The organism is Wenzhouxiangella sp. YN9 (assembly GCF_056324165.1).
In genome coordinates this window covers 21384-39107 of the sequence record NZ_JBJNIP010000100.1, presented here as the reverse complement: position 1 = coordinate 39107, position 17724 = coordinate 21384, and the positions used below count along the sequence as shown (strand labels likewise).

Genomic DNA, 17724 nt, shown 5'->3' with positions numbered 1-17724 from the left:
ACTTCGCGGACTTCGTGTCTCCTTCGTGCGCTTCGTGTGCTTCGTGTTTATGGAGTACGTTCTTGCAAACTACAGCCCCAGCAGCATGCGGGCCGGGTCTTCCAGGGCTTCCTTGATGGCCACCAGGAACTGGACGGCGTCCTTGCCGTCGACGATGCGGTGGTCGTAGGACAGGGCGATGTACATCATCGGGCGGATGACGATTTCGCCGTCGATGGCCACCGGGCGTTCCTTGATGGTGTGCATGCCCAGGATGGCCGACTGCGGCATGTTGAGCAGTGGCGTCGACAGCAGCGAGCCGAACACGCCGCCGTTGGTGATGGTGAAGGTGCCGCCCTGCAGATCCTCGAGCTGGATCGTGCCCTTGCGTGCTTTCTGGGCGTAATCGGCGATGCCCTGTTCGATTTCGGCCAATCCCATGCGGTGGGCGTCCCTGAGCACCGGTACTACCAGTCCGCGGTCGGTGGAGACGGCAATGCCGACGTCCTGATAGCCGTGGTAGATGATCTCTTCGCCGTCGACCGAGGCGTTGACCACGGGGTGCTTCTGCAGCGCCTCGCAGGCGGCCTTGACGAAAAACGACATGAAGCCGAGCTTGATGTCGTGCTTTTTCTGGAAATCTTCCTGGTAGCGCTTGCGCAGATCCATGACCGCCTTGAGGTCGACCTCGTTGAACGAGGTCAGGATCGCGGCGGTGCTCTGCGCTTCCTTCATGCGCTCGGCGATGCGCGCGCGCAGGCGCGACATCTTGACCCGTTCTTGCGGGCGCGGGCCGGTGGCACCGCCGGCCATGTGACCCATGACGTCACCCTTGGTGACGCGTCCGCCACGGCCGGTGCCTTCGATCTGGCTGGCATCGAGATCGTTTTCAGCCACCATCCGGCGCGCCGAAGGCGGCAGGTCCTTTTCGGCATCCTTCGACTGACCGGATCGCTTCTGCTTTTCGCTGTCGTCACGCTGGTCAGCCTGGCTGTCTTCGTCCCGGCCCTTGTCTTCCGAGTCCGCCTCTTCGGAGTCCTCATCCGCCGATTTGCTCGGTGCCTCGCCTTCTTTCATCTTGCCCAGCAGCTCGCCCTCGGTGACGGTGTCGCCCTCTTCGGCGCTGATTTCCTCGAGCACGCCGTCGGCCGGGGCCGGCACTTCGAGCACGACCTTGTCGGTTTCGAGATCGACGAGGTTTTCGTCGCGCTCGATCGCATCGCCGGGCTTCTTGTGCCACTTGGCAATGGTGGCGTCCGAAACGGATTCGGGCAGATTGGGAACTTTGACTTCAACGCTCATGGGTAGATTACTCCGTGAATTTGCCTGGGGTCAGCGCCTCGCCGACCAGGCGCTTTTGTTGTTCGATATGGACTTGGTAATAGCCGACGGCCGGCGACGACGAGCCCTTGCGGCCAACGTAGCCAAGCTCCTGATCGTCGCGGATACAGGCCTGAATATGATGGCGAATCTGGAACCAAGCGCCCTGGTTCATGGGCTCTTCCTGGCACCAGACCACTTCGCCGGCGTTCTCGTAGCGCGCGATGATCGCCTGGAACTCCTCACGCGGGAAGGGGTAGAGCTGCTCGACGCGGACCAGGGCAACGTTGTCGACTTCGTCCTTGGTCAGCTGATCGGCGAGATCGAAGTAGACCTTGCCGGAGCAGAAGACCACGCGCTCGACCTTCTTCGGATCGGGCCCGGCGGGATCATCGATGATCAGCTCGAAGCGGCCGTTCTCGAGGTCGTCGAGCGACGAGGTCGAGGCCTTGTGGCGCAACAGCGACTTCGGCGTCATCACCACCAGCGGCTTGCGGAAGTGCCTGAGCATCTGCCGCCTGAGCATGTGGAACATCTGCGAAGGCAGGGTCGGGGCGCAGACCTGCATGTTCGCGCCCGAGCACAGCTGCATGAAGCGCTCCAGCCGGGCTGAGGAATGCTCCGGTCCCTGGCCTTCGTAGCCGTGCGGCAAAAACATCACCAGACCGCACAGGCGGCCCCACTTGGCTTCACCGGAGGCAATGAACTGGTCGATGACCACTTGTGCGCCGTTGGCGAAGTCGCCGAACTGGGCCTCCCAGATCGTCAGCGTGGTCGGTTCGGCGGTGGCGTAGCCGTATTCAAAGCCCAGCACCGCCTCTTCCGACAGCAGCGAGTCGATCACCGTCACCCGCCGCGGATCATCGGTGAACTGACGCAGCGGGAGAATCGAGCTGCCGTCGACCTGGTTGTGCAGCACGGCATGGCGATGGAAGAAAGTGCCGCGGCCGGAGTCCTGACCGACCAGGCGCAGGCCGCAGTCGTCATTGATCAGCGTGGCGTAGGCCATGGTTTCGGCAAAGCCCCAGTCCATGGGTGATTCGCCGGTCGCCATTTTCTTGCGTGAGTCGATGATGCGCTGAACCTGCTTGTGAAGCTCGAACCCTTCGGGCAGGGTGGTCAGTTGATCCGACAGCTTGCGGATGGTGGCGGGCTCAACGCCGGTGTCGACCTCTTCGCGCCACTCGCCGTCGAGGTAGGGTTCCCAGTCGACGGTCTCGATCGCTTCGTCTTCGTCGAGCAGGTCGACGACCGGCTCGCCGGCGTCAAGCTTGTCGCGATAGTCTGCGTTGGCCTGCTCGATGGCCTTCTTGTCGACCAGACCTTCCTTGATCAGGCGGTCGGCGTACTGCTTGCGAACGGTGTCGAGCTTGCGGATGGTTGTGTACATGCGCGGCTGGGTTGCCGCCGGCTCGTCGGCCTCGTTGTGGCCCAGGCGGCGGTAGCAGACCAGGTCGAGCACGACGTCCTTTTTGAATTCGTGACGGAAGTCGGCCAGCACACGCGTGGCAAACAACACGGCTTCGGGGTCGTCGGCGTTGACGTGCAGGATCGGCGCCTGAACCATCTTGGCCACTTCCGTGCAGTACAGCGTCGAGCGCGTGTCGAGCGGGTTGGACGTGGTGAAGCCGATCTGGTTGTTGACCACCACGTGGATGGTGCCGCCGACGGCAAAGCCGCGTGCCTGCGACATGTTGAGCAGCTCGGTGTTGACGCCCTGGCCGGCGATGGCGGCGTCGCCGTGTACCAGTACCGGCAGCACCTGGTCGCGGCGATCGTCGTGCAGGCGCATCTGGCGGGCGCGGGCCGAGCCGGCAACCACCGGGTTGACGATTTCCAGGTGCGACGGGTTGAAGGCCAGGGCCAGGTGCATCGGCCCGCCCGGCGTGGGCACGTCGGAGCTGAAGCCCATGTGGTACTTGACGTCACCGGTGCGGCTGGGATCGTCATACTCCATCTTGCCCTCGAACTCCGCGAACAGGTCGGCGGGGCTCTTGCCAAGAATGTTGACCAGCACGTTCAGCCGGCCGCGGTGGGCCATGCCGATGACCATTTCACGCACGCCCTGACTGCCCGTGTGGCGGATCAGGGTGTCGAATAGCGGGATCATGCTCTCGCCGCCTTCCAGCGAGAAGCGTTTCTGGCCCACGTAGCGTGAGTGCAGGTATTTTTCCAGGCCTTCGGCGGCGGCCAGCTTGTCGAGCAGCCGTCGGCGCTCGCCGGCTTCGGGCGTGTAGTGGCCGCGCGTGCCTTCCAGGCGCTGCTGCAGCCAGCGCCGCTGGTTGGTGTCGGTAATGTGCATGTATTCGACACCGATGCTGCCGCAATAGGTGTCGCGACAGATTTCGACGATTTCCTTCAGCGAGCGGTGGTCAGGACCCGCCAGGGTGCCGGTGTGAAAGTTGGTTTCGAGATCGGACTCCGACAGGCTGTGGAAACCGAGCTCGAGATCGGGAACCTGCGGGCGCTCGCTCAGGCCCAGCGGATCGAGCTGGGCGCGCTGATGGCCGCGCACGCGGTAGGCGTTGATCAGCCGCAGAACGCCGGCCTGCTTGAAGTCCTCAGCAGCGGTGCCGGCGCTGTAGTGTCCATTGGCGGCCAGGTTCTGGAAGTGTGCCTCGATCCGGCGGTGTCGAGTGTCGGTGTCGACCGAGTCCGCCAGTTCGGAAAACAGTTTCTGCCAGTTTTCCGGAACGGACTCGGGATCGTCCAGCCAGGCTTCGTAGAACGCCTCAACATAGTCGGCGTTACCGCCGGAAAGATGAGAGTTGCGGTACTGCTCCTGAAGGAAGTCGGTCATGAAAAAGGTGTGGCTCGGATGGGTGTCCAGTGGAAGATAGTTGATTATAACGGCGGCGGGCATTCTGTTGGGCTCAATATGCCGATATCGACCCGTATTGCCGCGATTGCCTGCATATCGTTCGCCAATCGCGCGTCAAACGTAGCGATCGATGGCGCGCGCCATGGCCGCCGCGTTGCCGGTGTAGGTCGACGGGCTCAGCTCGAGCAGCCGGGCGCGATCGCTTTCGGGAATGTCGAGGCCGGTGATGAATTCGCGGATGCGTTCGCGATCGATGCCGCGGCCGCGGGTCAGCGCCTTGAGCTTCTCGTAAGGCTCGGGCACACCGTGCAGGCGCATGACGGTCTGCACTGCCTCGGCCAGCACCTCCCAGGCGCGCTCGAGGTCGGCAGCCAGTCTTTCCTCGTCGGGGGCGATCCGGTCCAGGCCCTTGAGAATCGACTGCCAGGCCAGCGAGGCGTAGCCAAAGCCCGAACCCAGCGAACGCTGCACCGTGGAGTCGGTCAGGTCGCGCTGAAAGCGTGAAATCGGCAGTTTGTCGGCGAGATGGCCGAGCAGGGCGTTGGCCAGGCCCAGATTGCCCTCGCCGTTTTCGAAGTCGATCGGGTTGACCTTGTGCGGCATGGTCGAGGAGCCGACTTCGCCTTCGACCAGACGCTGGCGGAAATACCCCAGCGAGACATAGCCCCAGGCGTCGCGCGCGAAGTCCAGCAGCACGGTGTTGACGCGCATCAGCGCGTGTGCGACTTCGGCAATCATGTCGTGCGGCTCGATCTGGGTGGTGTAGGGGTTCCAGACCAGACCGAGGTCTTCGACGAAGTCGCGCGCCAGGCTGGGCCAGTCGACGTCCGGGCAGGCAGCCATATGGGCGTTGAAGTTGCCCACGGCGCCGTTGATCTTGCCCGTGATTTCGATCTGATCGAGCGCCCGGCGCTGGCGGCGCAGACGAAAAACCACGTTGGCCAGCTCCTTGCCCAGCGTGGTGGGCGAGGCGGTCTGTCCATGGGTGCGCGAGAGCATCGCCATGCCGGCGGTGTCCTTGGCCATGGTTGCCAGCCGCTCGTCGAGCTGTCCCAGCAGGGGGTCGAGCTCTTCGACCACGGCGTGTCGGATGATCAGCGCCCAGGCGAGGTTGTTGATGTCTTCGGAGGTGCAGGCGAAATGGATGAATTCGGTGTGGGGCTGAAGTGAACTGCGCTCGGCGAGGCGTTCCTTGAGCCAGTATTCGACCGCTTTCACGTCGTGGTTGGTCGTGCGCTCGATGGCCTTGACCGCGGCCGCATCATCCTCGCTGAACTCGTCGACCAGGCGATCGAGAAAGTTGCGGTCTGCACGTGAAAGCTCGGGCAGGGCAGTGAAGGCAGGCTCGGCTGCCAGCGCCTTGAACCAGGCCACCTCCACGCGAACGCGATGGCGAATCAGGCCGGCTTCGGATGCCAGCCAGCGCAGCCCGCCGAGCCGGTTGGCGTAGCGTCCGTCAAGCGGCGATAGAGCAGTCAGGGCGTGGGTGTTCATGGGGTTTTGCCATCGTTTCGATCAGCCGGTAATGATACCCCAGCAAGCCGGTGATTTTGCCCTGCCGGAGGCGGGCCGGTCAGCGGTATTGCCGCAGATAGCGCCACTCCAGCAGGCGCTTGAGCCAGTGCATGGCGCGTAGCGGCGGCAGCACGCGATTGGCTTTGTCGTTGCGCGTGACGAGGATGCCGCGGTCGTGCAGGTCGACAATGCACACCAGTTCGCTCTTGAAGGTCTTGTCGGCCGGCTTGTGGGCAAGCTCGGCCAGCAGGTTGTCGGCGGCGGCAGCAGCCTGCAGGTCGGCCATGTGCGCCTGCTTCGGCATCCAGCCCGGTCCGGGAAACGAACCGGCGTCGCCGGCCACGTACACGCGCTCGAAGCCCTCGACCCGGCAGTGCGCATCGGCTGCGATCATGCCACCGGGTGAACGTGGCAGCGTGGTGTTGTCGAACCAGTCGTTACCGGTCATGCCGGGCATGAACAGGATCAGGTCGGCGGCAAAGCTCGCGGCCTCGGTCTCGACACCGTCAGCGCTCAAGCGCTTCGGTTTCTGGCCAAGGTGCATCAGGATGTCGCGCTTTTGCATTTGCGCGAGCAGGCGGTCGACCGCCTTGCCGCCCAGCCGCTGACCGGGTTTTTCAGCCGGACTGAAGAAGTGCAGATCGAAGCGCTCGCGCCGGCCCTGCCGGCGCAGCCAGGTGTCGATGCCGAACAGGAATTCGAACACCGGGCCGCCGCGCATGGCCGCAGGCTCCGCCGGGTTGCCGGCAAAGCCGAAGGCAATCGAGCCCGAGCCCAGGCTCTGGAGGCGGTCGCGCAGGCGCGTCATTTCCCATGGCCCGCCACAGGGCAGGAAGCTGTGCTCGATGCCCGGCAGCGTGCGCAGGAACTGCCCGCCGCAGGCAATGATCAGGCCGTCGTTGGCCACCTCGCCGGTGCTTGTCTGTACGCTGCGCCCGTCGTCGGACAAGCCGCCGGCCCGGCTGGCGTGATGGCGCACACGCATGCGCTCGAGGAAGCCATCGAGCGGCACGATCAGGTCTTCGGCCCGGCGCCTGCTGGTCGGGATCCAGATCGTGCCGGGGTAGTAGACCAGCTCGGCCCGGGGCGCGATCAGGTCGATGCCCAGCCGGGCATCGGCCTGGCGCAGCCGGCGAACGGCGGTCAGGGCGGCGAATCCCGAACCGATAACGGTCACGCGCGACATGGTGTGTTCGCCTTGCGTCTGAAATGGACGCTTATATTAACAAATGCTAATCAGGCGCATGGTCGAGCATGTAGTCCAGGGTCAACGTGGCCAGCGCGCGCACGCCGGTCTGCATGGCCGACTCATTGATCTGAAAGTCCGGCGTGTGGTGCGGAGCCACCTCTTCCAGCGCCATGCCCTCCGGCGCAGCGCCCAGAAAGATGAACACGCCCGGCACCTCGCGCTGGAAGAACGAAAAATCCTCGGCCGCGGTCAGCGCGTCGATGCGGATTGCCTGATCGCCGGCCACGCGCTCCAGGCTGGGCGCCATGGCTGCCGTCAGTTCCGGGTCGTTGTAGGTCACCGGATAGCCGCGCTGGATGTCGACGCTGACCTCTGCGCCCTGGCTTTTGGCGATGTGCTCGGCCGTGCGCCGGATGTCGGCGTGGATCTTGTCCTGCATATCCGCGTCGAGCGTGCGGATGGTGCCGATCAGCTCGGCTTCTTCGGGAATGATGTTGTTGCGCACGCCGGCACGCACGCGACCGACCGAAATGACGGCCGCGGCCTTGGTCAGCTCGGTCTGGCGGCTGACGATCGTGTTGAGGCCAAGCACGATCTGGGCGGCAGTGGTGATCGGATCGACTCCGGTCCACGGCGTCGATCCGTGCGTCTGCTTGCCGTGCACGGTAATGTTGAACTGATCCGAGGCGGCCATGGTGCCGGCGGCACGAAAGCCGATCTGGCCGGCGGGCGCGGGTGCCCAGATGTGCTGTCCGAAGACGACGTCGACGTCGGGATCGGTGAGCACGCCTGCGGCCACCATCATCTCTGCGCCGCCTTCCTCGCCCGGCGGTGTGCCTTCTTCGGCCGGCTGGAAGATGAACTTGACGGTACCCGGCAGCTGATCGCGCCGATCGGCCAGCATCCGGGCCACGCCCATGAGCATGGCCATGTGCGAGTCATGACCGCAGGCGTGCGAAACCGGAACCTCTTCGCCCAGGTATTCGCCGGTGACATCCGGTGAAAACGGCAGGCCTGCCCGCGCGGGCACGGGCAGGGCGTCCATGTCGGCACGCAGGCCCACGACCGGACCGGGGCGGCCGCCTTCGAGCACGCCCACAACGCCGGTGTGTGCCACGCCGGTGGTCACCTGCATATCGAGCGAGCGCAGAAACTCGGCGAGTGTCTCGGCAGTCTCGAATTCGCGATTCGACAGCTCGGGGTTGGCGTGGAAGTGGCGTCGCCATTCGATCACCTGTGGCTGCAGCGTGGCCGCGCTTGCGTCGATGTATTCATGCCAGTCGGTGGCCGTCTCCTGAGCATTGCCAGCCAGGGCGACCAGCAGACCGAAAAGCGGTAGCAGGGCGATGTTTCTCACGGCAGTTCCTTTGACCATGGGGAGCAGCACTCATTCTTGCCGCCCCGGTGGCGGTCATGCAAGTCGGGAATTCACCCCGTGTGGAGCGTTTTCAGCGTGGTGTCCTTTTGCCGCCAGAGTTGATTGATCCAGTCCTGGATCCTGCGACGGAATTCGGGATCGTTCTGGTAGTCGCCGCCGCGCAGCTGCTCGGGAATCGGCAGGCGACGGACGTGAACGCGGATCACGCGCACGCGATTGGCGAACAGATCGGCCAGGCTGGGGCGCCCGTCGGGATAGGCAATGGTGACGTCGACGAGGGTGTCGAGCGCAGCGCCCATGGCGTCCAGGGTGAAGGCTACGCCGCCGGCACGCGGCTTGAGCAGGTATTGATGGGGCGATTGCTGATCCTGATGCTTGGCCGGCGTGAAGCGCGTGCCCTCGACGAAATTGACGATGGCTACGGGGATGCGGCTGAATTTGCGGCAGGCGTGGCGCGTGGCGGCAATGTCGCGCCCGGCCAGTTCCGGTCGGCGCGCAATCCGGGCGCGGCTGTAGCGTTTCATGAAGGGGAAATCCAGCGCCCACCAGGCCAGGCCCAGCAAGGGCACCCAGATGAGCTGGCTTTTCAGGAAAAAGCGCAGCAGCGGCAGACGGCGGTTGAACAGCTTCTGCAGGACGGGAATATCGACCCAGCTCTGATGGTTGCATATCACCAGCATTTGCCCGTCGATGTCGGCTGTGGGCAGGCCTTCGACCTGCAGGCGTGTGGCCGTCAGCTGGTCGAACAGCCAGGAGTTGAAGTCGATCCAGCTCGCCGCGATGCCTGCCAGAGCCCGATCACAGGCGCGCGTAACCGCTGCTGTGCGCACGCCCAGTTTCACCAGCGCGACCACCAGCAGGGGCAGGATGTGCACCACGGAATTGGCGGCCAGCAGCAGGCTGGCGGCGACGATGCGCAGGCAGGCAGACAGTTTTTCCAGCATGGTTTGATTATCTCACGCGCGTCTGCCGGCCGGGCTCGGCAGTAAAAGCCGGGCACGGCGTTATAATCAGGGACTTGGCTCTGTCTGACACTGGACTACCACGCAATGAGTGATTTTCGTATCGAAAAAGACAGCATGGGCGAGCTTCAGGTGCCCGCCGATGCTCTCTGGGGGGCGCAGACCCAGCGCGCCGTGAACAATTTCCCGATCAGCGGTCAGCGCATGCCGGCGGCCTTCATCCGGGCGCTGGGCCTGGTCAAGGCCGCCTGCGCCGAGGCCAACGAAGCGCTGGAGCTGCTCGATGCCGACCGCAGTCGGGCCATCGTGCGGGCCGCCGGGCGGGTGGCGGCCAACGAGGTCGACGAACATTTCCCGATCGACGTCTATCAGACCGGCTCGGGTACCAGCTCGAACATGAACGCCAACGAGGTGATCGCGCACCTGGCCGACCCGAAGGGCGAGTTGGGAATTCACCCCAACGATCACGTCAACATGGGGCAAAGCTCCAACGATGTGATCCCCACCACGATTCAGGTCAGCGCCTGTTTGCTGACCAGCGAACATCTGCTGCCGGCCCTGCAGCACTTGCAAAAGGTGTTGCGCCAACGCGCCGACGAGTTCTCGCAGGTGGCCAAGACCGGGCGCACTCACTTGATGGATGCCATGCCGGTGACGCTGGGCCAGGAGCTGGCCACCTGGGCGGTTCAGATCGACGGAGCCGAGCGACGCATTCGCGACGCGCTCTCGCGCTGCCGCTATCTGCCTCAGGGTGGCACTGCCGTGGGCACCGGAATCAATGCTCATCCGGAGTTCGGCCACCGCTTTGCCGCCCGCCTGGCCGAGTCCACGGGTTTCGAGTTTGCCTCGGCCGACAACAAGTTCGAGGGCATTGCCAGCCAGGACGCGGCGGTCGAGCTTTCCGGCCAGCTCAAGGGCCTGGCGGTGGCGCTTTTGAAAATCAGCAATGATCTGCGCTGGATGAACTCCGGACCGCTGGCCGGTCTCGGGGAAATCGAGCTCGAAGCCCTGCAGCCGGGCTCTTCGATCATGCCGGGCAAAGTCAATCCGGTGATTCCCGAAGCCATCGGCATGGTGTGTGCCCGCGTGATCGGCAATGACAGCACAATCACCGTTGCCGGGCAATCCGGCAATTTTCAGCTCAACGTCATGCTGCCGGTGGTTGCCGCAGGCCTGCTCGACAGCCTGGAAATCCTCGGCAACGCCGCACGGCTGTTCGCCGATCGCGCCGTCGCCACGTTCACGGTGCGCGAAGACAACCTTGAAAAGGCGCTGGCGCGCAACCCCATCCTGGTGACCGCGCTCAACCCGGTCATCGGCTATGAAAAGGGTGCGGCCGCGGCCAAGAAAGCCTATGCCGAGGGCCGGCCGATTCTCGATGTCGCTGCCGAGATGACCGATCTGTCGCGCGAAGAGCTCGAGAAGCTGCTCGATCCGGTCAAGCTCACGCGTGGAGGGTTGTAGCCCTGGCTCGCAGTCCGCACATCACGCCAGCGGGTCATCGAGCGCTGCAGGACGAGCTCAAGTACCTGTGGGAGAAGAAGCGCCCTGCGGTCACGCGGGCGGTGACGGCCGCAGCTGCCGAGGGCGATCGCTCGGAAAACGCCGAATACATCTATCGCAAGAAGCAGCTTCGCGAGATCGATCGGCGCGTGCGCTATCTGCGCAAGCGCCTCGATGAGGTTCGCCCCGTGCCGCCGCGGGCGGACAACCCCGGCAAGGTGTTTTTCGGCGCCACGGTCACCCTGGCCGAAACCGACGGCAGCGAGGTGTGTTACCGCATTGTCGGGGCCGACGAGACCGATGCCGGCCAGGGCTGGATCTCGGTGGACTCACCCGTTGCCCGAGCGCTTCTGGGCCGGGCCGTGGACGAGGAGGTCAGCGTGCGCACGCCGACCGGCGAGCGCGTGCTCGAGGTGGTCGACGTCGAATACTGATGTTTCGGTGCCCGCCCGGGAGGATGCGCTCGCGGCTTTCCCCAACCCGGCCGCAATCGCCATTGCGCCCGGTTTGACAAGGCCCTTGAAAACGCGTCGCTTAGCACCTATATCTTTGCATGAGATCGCCGCAAGGGGTCTCATCCGGCCCGGCCTGATGCAGGCGGGCAATAAATGACAACACCGATTGCTTCTCAAGGAGGATACGGTAATGACGACATTTGATCTTTCACCCCTGTACCGCACGGCCATTGGCTTTGATCGCATGGCTGACATGTTGTCCAACGCGCAGCGCGTCGACAGCAACGGTTACCCGCCTTACAACATCGAATCTCTGGGCGAGGATCGCTATCGCATCACCATGGCGGTGGCGGGCTTCTCGGATGACGAGCTCGATATTGTTTCCGAGCAGAACACGCTGACGATCTCCGGCAGCAAGGCCGAGCCCGAAAAGGAAGACAGCGACGAGCGTGCCTTCCTGTACCGCGGTATTGCCAATCGCAGCTTCGAACGCCGCTTCCAGTTGGCCGATCACGTCAAGGTGGCCGGTGCCGATCTGGAAAACGGCCTGCTGCACATCGAGCTCAAGCGTGAGCTGCCCGAGCGGATGAAGCCGCGCAGAATCGAAATCGGCAGCGGCGAATCCCGCGTGATCGAAAGCGGCGACAAGGCATCGACCAGGGCTGCCTGACCGGTCGCCTGCACCAGGTGACAGCGCAGCTGAAGACAACAACACAGTGCAACAGGGGCGCCGAGGGCGCCCCTTTTTATCGTTCAGTGGCATGCGACCGTGACGGATCTGCGAAAATCAATCTCATCCATCGACGCAGACAAGCAGCGCGCATGACAACCTCACCGCCCAAGAGTCGCCCACCCGCCTGGCTTTTTTTGTATTCGTTTTATCAGTGGCTTGTCTACGTGCCGCTGGTCGTGCTGCTGACCTTGATCGGCGGGATTCTGGCCGTGCCGGTGGCCGTTGTGATTTCGCCGCGTCTGGCCAACCTGTGGATTGCGGTGACCTGGGGACGTTTGCTGACCTGGCTGGTGCCGGTACGCGTCGAGGTCGAAGGGTTCGATCGGATCGATCCTGAACAAAGCTATGTCGTGGTCGCCAACCATCAGAGCCAGTTCGACATTCCGGTCATTTATGGCTGGATCGGCCTGGATCTGCGTTGGGTGGCCAAGGCCGAACTCGGTCGCATTCCCTTCATGGCGGCCGGTTGTCGTGCCATCGGCCACGTGTTCATCGACCGCGCCAACCCCGAGCAGGCCAGAAAGGCCATCAAGCGCGCGGTGGGCCGGCTTGATCAGGGCACCGGGCTGATGTTCTTTGCTGAAGGTACGCGCAGCCGTTCTGGCAAGCTTCTGCCGTTCAAGGCCGGCGCATTCCGCGTGGCCGTGGACCAGCAGCTGCCGGTGCTGCCCGTCACCGTGGTCAATACCCGCGCCGTGCTGCCGGCAAAAAGCCTGCGTCTTCGTCCCGGCCGGGTTCGCATCGTAGTGCATTCGCCGCTGGAAACCGCGGGGCTTGGGACTGGCAACGTTGGCGACCTGCGTCGCCGCTGTCAGGCCGCAGTGGCCAGCGCGCTGCCGCAGGGCGACGCGTCCTGATGCGCTTTCGCCAGCCGGATCCTGACTACACCGGTTCGCCGCGAGCACAGGCCAACCTCTGGCTTGCCGTACGTCTGACCGGCGGTTTCGTGGCACTGATGTGGGCGGTATTCCTTTTCGATCTCCTCACCGGCCTGGATCTGGGGCGTTTCGGACTGCGCCCGCGCGACCCCGCCGGCTTGATCGGCCTGTTGACCACGCCGTTGCTGCATGCGCATCTGGGGCATATCGCCTCCAATACGCTGCCGTTGTTGGTCGGAGGTACCGCCCTGTTGTTTCTCTACCCGAATTCCGCGCTTCGGGTACTGCCTGTGCTCTACCTGGGTAGCGCGGCCTTTGCCTGGATCTTTGCCCGCGCCAATCTCCATATCGGTGCCAGCGGCCTGGTTTACGGCATTCTGGCCTTCGTGTTCGTTTCTGGCATTCTCAAGCGTGATCTGCGTTCGGTGGGCGTTTCTCTGCTGATCTGGTTTCTTTACGGGTCAATGGTCTGGGGCGTGCTGCCGCTTGATGCGGGTACCAGCTGGGAATTGCATGCCAGCGGCATGCTCATGGGCGTGGTCATGGCCTTCATGTTCCGCAGACATGACCTGCCGCCGGTAAGACGCTACGATTGGGAGTTGGAGGATGAGCCCGAGAGCGACTTCGAGGATGATCAGAGCAATGGCGGGCATGATCGGCGCTGGCCCTGATGCGCCATGGTTGAGTGTCTTGAATGAAAACGCGTTGACCAGCAGGAGACCCAGAACATGATCAGAAGACTGTTCGGCATGCTTCTGGCGCTGATCGTGGTCCTGGTGATCATCGGTTTTCTACTGCCAACGACGGTGCAGATCGAGCGCGAGCGGGTAGTCGATCATTCCCCGGAGGTCATTTTCGAGACGCTGACCGACCTGCGCCACTTCACGCAGTGGGTGCCCTGGCTGGCCGCGGATCGCGACATCGAATGGCGACTCGAGGGGCCGGCCAAAGGGGTCGGGGCGACGCTGGTCTGGAATGAAACGCCCGAGGCTCGGCCCAGCCGGCTGTGGATCGTTGCGGTCGATCCGCCGCGCCGTATCGACATGCAGCTCGAGCTGACCGGTAACGAGGCCGACAGCTGGTTCGAGGTGGTGGCCGGTCCGGGCGGGCAAACCATTCGCTGGGGAATGCAAATCGAGTTTGGCGCCCTTGATCTGGTCGGGCGCTATGTCGGCTTGATGCTGCCGGGCCTGATCGGCCGCGACTATCGCGATGGGCTGGAACGGTTGGACGAATACCTGTCGCGCAGCCCCGGACGCGTTCCCGAGCTGTCTGACGAGATCGATTGGCGGTCATGAGCAGCGTGCCGGCCCTGCATGTGCTCGGCTGCGGCCGCGCCGCACGGGCTGTCGCCCGCCGGCTGATCGGCACCGGGCAGGTCACGCCCGGTCTGGTGGTCAATCGCAGCCTCGAGAGCGCTCGAGAGGCAGCACGTTTTCTCGATGGCGGTGAGCCCGCGCTGCGGCTGGACGAACGCATTGCCGGTGGCTGGGTCATGCTCGGACTGCCCGACGGTGTGCTGGCCGCTCGCAGCGGTCAGCTCGAATGGCCCGGTTCGGCCGCGCCCGAACTGATCTTTCATCTGTCCGGATCGGTAGAAGCCACCGCCCTGGCAGGCGTCGGTGTGCCGCATGCCGCGGTGCACCCGGTCCGGGCCTTCGCCGACCCCGAGTCGGCGGCGGCTCGCTTTGCCGGCACCTGGTGCGTCGCCGAGGGCGAATCAACGGCTCTGGATCGTCTGCGACCGGTATTCGAGGCCGCCGGCGGCCGTTGGCTGGCTTTCGCTGCGCGCGACAAGGCGGCCTGGCACGCCGCCACCGTGGCGGCCAGCAACTTTCTGGTCACCATTCAGGATCTGGCCCGAAACCTTGCCGAGCTGGCCGGCTTGTCCGAAGCTCAGGCCGCCGAAGTGCTGTGCGACTTGCAGCAGGGCACGCTCGAGAGCCTGCGCGAGCGCTCGCCGCGAGAAGCGCTGACCGGTCCGATCGAGCGCGCGGATGCAGCCGCCTGTCGTCGGCTGGCTGCGGCGGCGGCCGGGCTGGACGCCGAACAGGCCCAGCTGTTTTTCCGACTCGGCCGGGCCACCCTGGCGCTGGCGCGTGAAAAGCGCGGCGAGCAGGCCGACGACCCGACGCTCGACCAGCTGTTTTCCGCTACCAGCGACTGAAATCCAGCCGGCCGATGGCCGTTGACCAGTCGTCGACCGCGGGGGGGTCGGGAACGCCGCGCGCAATGGCGGCCCGGAACAGCTCTCCGGAAAGCATGGTCACGCCCAGGCGTTCGAGGTGCGGGTTCCAGAGCTGGCAGTCGCACAGCAGGAAATTCCACTGCGACAGCGCGCGCATCAGCACGGCGAGCGCAATCTTGGAGGCATCTCGCCGGCGGTGGAATTTGGATTCGGCAAAGAAGATGCGCCCCAGCGCCACGCCGTAGAGCCCGCCGATCAGCTCGCCGTCTTCGCTGCGGATCTCGATGCTGTGGGCGTAGCCGAGCCGGTGAAGGCGACCGTACGCGCGCTGCATTTCCGGTGTGATCCAGGTGCCGCCCTGATCGTCGCCTCTGGCTTCGGCGCAGGCGGCGGTGACCTGGTCGAAGGCGCTGTCGGCATGCACGCTGAATCGCCCCTGCCGGAGCGTTCGCCGGAAGCGTCTGGACAGATGCATCGCCTCGGGCAGCAGAACCGCGCGCGGTTCGGGTGACCACCACAGCAGGGGTCCGGGCGCCTCGTACCAGGGGAAGATGCCGTGGGCGTAGGCATTGAGCAGCCGCTCGGGATGCAGGTCGCCGCCCCAGGCGAGCAGGCCGTCTTCTCCGCGCGCCGCGGCAGGATCGGGGAAAGGGCTGTCGGGTGACGCGCCCAGCTGCGGTATCGGCGACTGCATCATTCGGCCTTGAAGGGGTCGAGTTCATCGAGCAGTTCGCGGCGGCGTGCCAGATGCTCGCCTTCTGCGGCCAGCCAGCGGCGCACGCCCGCGCGCAGCTCCGGGTGGCGAATGTAATGGAACGAGCGCGTTCTTTGCGGCAGGAAGCCGCGCCGGATCTTGTGTTCACCCTGGGCGCCAGGCTCGAACCATTCCAGACCGGTGGCAATACAGTAATCAATGCCCTGGTAGTAGCAGGTCTCGAAGTGGACGTCACGCGTTTCCACCAGGCTGCCCCAGTAACGACCGTACAGCCGCGATTCGTCGCGCCAGAACACCGCGCAGGCCAGATCCTCGCCGCCGCGCTCGGCAATGCAGACCAGAAACCGGTCGCCGAAGCGGCTCGCCGCGCGGTTGAAGAATGCGCGGTTGAGCGAGGGCAGGTTGCCGTACACGGCAAACGTGGTCTGGTAACAGCGGTCGACCAGGTCGAGTTCGGCCGTCGACAGGGTGTTGCCATTGGCCCAGCGGAAACGCCAGCCCTCGGCATGAACTCGTCGGCGTTCAGCGCGAATGTTCTTGCGCGGCTTGCGGCGCAGTCGAGAGAGGAAGTCGTCGAAGTCCCGGTAGCCGTCGTTGCGCCAGTGATACTGCCAGTCGAAGCGCTCCAGCCAGCCGGCTTGGCGCAGCACGGCCGCATCGTGCGCGTCGCAGAAGTTGACGCCGGCCGACCACAGCTGCTGTTCTTCGACGATGGCTTCGATGTTGTGCACCAGCTCGAGCGCGGTCTGCGGCCGGGTTGCGGCGCCAAGCAGGCGCGGGCCGGTCACCGGGGTGAAAGGTGCGGCCACCAGCAGCTTGGGGTACCAGGGCATGCCGGCCTGCTCAGATGCCTGCGCCCAGGCGAAGTCGAAGACGAACTCGCCGTGGGAATGAGCCTTGAGCCAGGCCGGTGCCGCGCACATGATGTCGTCGCCCAGCGTCGCCGACAGCGCGAAGGGCTGCCAGCCGGTCACGCCACCGGTGCAGCCGGCCTCTTCGGCGCTGACCAGAAAGCGCCAGTCGACGAACGGGCCGGTCGCCTCGCACAGCCCGTTCCAGCTCGCCTGTCGGTAATCGGAGAAGGGAGTCTCCTGCAGCGGCTCAGACCTCCAGCTCGGCAAGATAGCGCTCGGCATCCAGCGCGGCCATGCAGCCGAAACCGGCCGACGTGACTGCCTGGCGGTAGACATGATCAGCGACGTCGCCGGCGGCAAACACTCCGGGTATGGATGTGGCCGTGGCCATGCCGTCCTGACCGCTGTGGATGTGGATGTAGCCGTCGGTCATGTCGAGCTGGCCCTTGAAGATACCGGTGTTGGGGTCGTGGCCGATGGCGATGAACACGCCCTCGAGCTCGATATCGCTCGTTTCCTCGGTCGCGACGTGCTTCAGACGCATGCCGGTCACGCCGTCGTCGTCGCCGAGCACCTCGTCGAGCACGTGGTTCCAGCGGATCTCGATCTTGCCCTCGGCCTCCTGCTGGAACAGCCGCTCCTGCAGGATCTTCTCGGCGCGCAGCTCGTCGCGGCGGTGAACCAGGATGACCTTGCTGGCGATATTGGCCAGATACAGCGCTTCTTCGACGGCGGTGTTGCCGCCGCCGATGACGGCGACCGGCTTGCCGCGATAGAAAAAGCCGTCACAGGTCGCGCAGGCCGATACGCCGCGGCCCTTGTAGGCTTCTTCGGAGGGCAGGCCCAGATAGCGCGCCGAGGCGCCGGTGGCGATGATCAGGGCATCGCAGGTGTAGACACCGCTGTCGCCCTCGAGACGATAGGGTTTTTTCGACAGGTCGGCGGTGTGGATGTGGTCGAACACGATTTCCGTGTCGAAGGCCTCGGCATGCGCGCCCATGTTCTGCATCAGTTCCGGCCCCTGCAGTCCGGGGTAGCTGCCGGGCCAGTTTTCCACGTCGGTGGTGGTGGTCAGCTGCCCACCTTGTTCGATGCCGGTGATCACGGCGGGCGCCAGGTTGGCGCGGGCAGCATAGATCGCCGCGGTATAGCCGCCAGGGCCGGAGCCGAGGATCAGCAGGCGGAAATGTCGGGGGTCGGACATGTATAATTTCTCCGTTTGGGGCCGGGCATG

Annotated in this window: 16 protein-coding genes; 7 read left to right on the top strand and 9 right to left on the bottom strand. The window is 64.7% G+C overall.

The window, feature by feature from the left end; genetic code table 11:
* Positions 1–69: 69 nt before the first annotated feature.
* From sucB to ACEWQ0_RS08665, 6 genes are all read right to left on the bottom strand, one after another.
* Positions 70–1281, bottom strand: a complete 1212-nt coding sequence (gene sucB, locus ACEWQ0_RS08690) for a dihydrolipoyllysine-residue succinyltransferase (RefSeq protein WP_476483295.1) — start codon at positions 1279–1281, stop codon at positions 70–72.
* A gap of 7 nt (positions 1282–1288) precedes the next feature.
* Positions 1289–4162, bottom strand: a complete 2874-nt coding sequence (locus ACEWQ0_RS08685) for a 2-oxoglutarate dehydrogenase E1 component (RefSeq protein ID WP_476485111.1) — start codon at positions 4160–4162, stop codon at positions 1289–1291.
* 72 nt (positions 4163–4234) lie between these two features.
* Entirely contained in the window at positions 4235–5614 is a 1380-nt protein-coding gene (gene purB / locus ACEWQ0_RS08680) for an adenylosuccinate lyase (protein ID WP_476483293.1), read from the bottom strand.
* Between the two features lie 79 nt (positions 5615–5693).
* Complete coding sequence (locus tag ACEWQ0_RS08675) at positions 5694–6821, bottom strand: NAD(P)/FAD-dependent oxidoreductase (protein ID WP_476485110.1); 1128 nt, start codon at positions 6819–6821, stop codon at positions 5694–5696.
* A gap of 46 nt (positions 6822–6867) precedes the next feature.
* Positions 6868–8181 carry an amidohydrolase gene (locus tag ACEWQ0_RS08670; RefSeq protein ID WP_476485109.1) on the bottom strand — a complete coding sequence of 438 codons (1314 nt, stop codon included), beginning with the start codon at positions 8179–8181 and terminating at the stop codon, positions 6868–6870.
* 71 nt (positions 8182–8252) lie between these two features.
* Positions 8253–9146 carry an acyltransferase gene (locus tag ACEWQ0_RS08665; protein WP_476485108.1) on the bottom strand — a complete coding sequence of 298 codons (894 nt, stop codon included), beginning with the start codon at positions 9144–9146 and terminating at the stop codon, positions 8253–8255.
* A 105-nt stretch (positions 9147–9251) separates the two neighbouring features.
* Between ACEWQ0_RS08665 and ACEWQ0_RS08660 the strand changes: the two genes are divergently transcribed.
* The 7 genes from ACEWQ0_RS08660 to ACEWQ0_RS08630 all read left to right on the top strand — a co-directional run bounded on the left by ACEWQ0_RS08660 (position 9252) and on the right by ACEWQ0_RS08630 (position 14900).
* The gene (locus tag ACEWQ0_RS08660) at positions 9252–10628 is read left to right on the top strand and encodes a class II fumarate hydratase (RefSeq protein ID WP_476485107.1); all 1377 of its coding nucleotides are present in this window, start codon (positions 9252–9254) and stop codon (positions 10626–10628) included.
* Positions 10629–10630: 2 nt separating this feature from the next.
* A complete protein-coding gene (gene greB / locus ACEWQ0_RS08655) occupies positions 10631–11101 on the top strand; it encodes a transcription elongation factor GreB (RefSeq protein WP_476483497.1) in 471 nt (156 codons plus the stop codon).
* Positions 11102–11312: 211 nt separating this feature from the next.
* A complete protein-coding gene (locus ACEWQ0_RS08650; protein ID WP_476483288.1) occupies positions 11313–11792 on the top strand; it encodes an Hsp20 family protein in 480 nt (159 codons plus the stop codon).
* A 152-nt stretch (positions 11793–11944) separates the two neighbouring features.
* On the top strand, positions 11945–12712 hold the full coding sequence (locus ACEWQ0_RS08645) for a lysophospholipid acyltransferase family protein (protein WP_476485106.1): 768 nt from the start codon (positions 11945–11947) through the stop codon (positions 12710–12712).
* Complete coding sequence (locus ACEWQ0_RS08640; protein WP_476485105.1) at positions 12712–13404, top strand: rhomboid family intramembrane serine protease; 693 nt, start codon at positions 12712–12714, stop codon at positions 13402–13404. Before ACEWQ0_RS08645 ends, ACEWQ0_RS08640 begins: the two co-directional genes overlap by 1 nt.
* A 57-nt stretch (positions 13405–13461) precedes the next feature.
* A complete protein-coding gene (locus tag ACEWQ0_RS08635; protein WP_476485104.1) occupies positions 13462–14031 on the top strand; it encodes an SRPBCC family protein in 570 nt (189 codons plus the stop codon).
* On the top strand, positions 14028–14900 hold the full coding sequence (locus ACEWQ0_RS08630) for a DUF2520 domain-containing protein (protein ID WP_476485103.1): 873 nt from the start codon (positions 14028–14030) through the stop codon (positions 14898–14900). The genes ACEWQ0_RS08635 and ACEWQ0_RS08630 overlap by 4 nt, the downstream gene beginning before the upstream one ends.
* Here the strand turns inward: ACEWQ0_RS08630 and aat are convergent.
* The 3 genes from aat to trxB are packed head-to-tail and all read right to left on the bottom strand — an operon-like array spanning position 14887 to position 17694.
* On the bottom strand, positions 14887–15618 hold the full coding sequence (gene aat / locus ACEWQ0_RS08625; RefSeq protein WP_476485102.1) for a leucyl/phenylalanyl-tRNA--protein transferase: 732 nt from the start codon (positions 15616–15618) through the stop codon (positions 14887–14889). The genes ACEWQ0_RS08630 and aat overlap by 14 nt on opposite strands.
* Positions 15615–16757 (bottom strand): GNAT family N-acetyltransferase, encoded by a 1143-nt coding sequence (locus ACEWQ0_RS08620; protein WP_476485101.1) that lies wholly within the window; start codon positions 16755–16757, stop codon positions 15615–15617. Before ACEWQ0_RS08620 ends, aat begins: the two co-directional genes overlap by 4 nt.
* Positions 16738–17694 (bottom strand): thioredoxin-disulfide reductase, encoded by a 957-nt coding sequence (trxB, locus tag ACEWQ0_RS08615; protein ID WP_476483281.1) that lies wholly within the window; start codon positions 17692–17694, stop codon positions 16738–16740. The genes ACEWQ0_RS08620 and trxB overlap by 20 nt, the downstream gene beginning before the upstream one ends.
* Between the last annotated feature and the right edge of the window lie 30 nt (positions 17695–17724).

Bases quoted from the DNA above. Each gene is read 5' to 3' on its own strand.
- trxB (WP_476483281.1), bottom strand. From the start codon at position 17,694: ATGTCCGACCCCCGACATTTCCGCCTGCTGATCCTCGGCTCCGGCCCT.
- sucB (WP_476483295.1), bottom strand. From the start codon at position 1,281: ATGAGCGTTGAAGTCAAAGTTCCCAATCTGCCCGAATCCGTTTCGGAC.
- aat (WP_476485102.1), bottom strand. From the start codon at position 15,618: ATGATGCAGTCGCCGATACCGCAGCTGGGCGCGTCACCCGACAGCCCT.
- ACEWQ0_RS08640 (WP_476485105.1), top strand. From the start codon at position 12,712: ATGCGCTTTCGCCAGCCGGATCCTGACTACACCGGTTCGCCGCGAGCA.
- ACEWQ0_RS08675 (WP_476485110.1), bottom strand. From the start codon at position 6,821: ATGTCGCGCGTGACCGTTATCGGTTCGGGATTCGCCGCCCTGACCGCC.
- purB (WP_476483293.1), bottom strand. From the start codon at position 5,614: ATGAACACCCACGCCCTGACTGCTCTATCGCCGCTTGACGGACGCTAC.
- ACEWQ0_RS08685 (WP_476485111.1), bottom strand. From the start codon at position 4,162: ATGCCCGCCGCCGTTATAATCAACTATCTTCCACTGGACACCCATCCG.
- ACEWQ0_RS08635 (WP_476485104.1), top strand. From the start codon at position 13,462: ATGATCAGAAGACTGTTCGGCATGCTTCTGGCGCTGATCGTGGTCCTG.
- ACEWQ0_RS08650 (WP_476483288.1), top strand. From the start codon at position 11,313: ATGACGACATTTGATCTTTCACCCCTGTACCGCACGGCCATTGGCTTT.
- ACEWQ0_RS08665 (WP_476485108.1), bottom strand. From the start codon at position 9,146: ATGCTGGAAAAACTGTCTGCCTGCCTGCGCATCGTCGCCGCCAGCCTG.
- ACEWQ0_RS08660 (WP_476485107.1), top strand. From the start codon at position 9,252: ATGAGTGATTTTCGTATCGAAAAAGACAGCATGGGCGAGCTTCAGGTG.
- ACEWQ0_RS08630 (WP_476485103.1), top strand. From the start codon at position 14,028: ATGAGCAGCGTGCCGGCCCTGCATGTGCTCGGCTGCGGCCGCGCCGCA.
- ACEWQ0_RS08645 (WP_476485106.1), top strand. From the start codon at position 11,945: ATGACAACCTCACCGCCCAAGAGTCGCCCACCCGCCTGGCTTTTTTTG.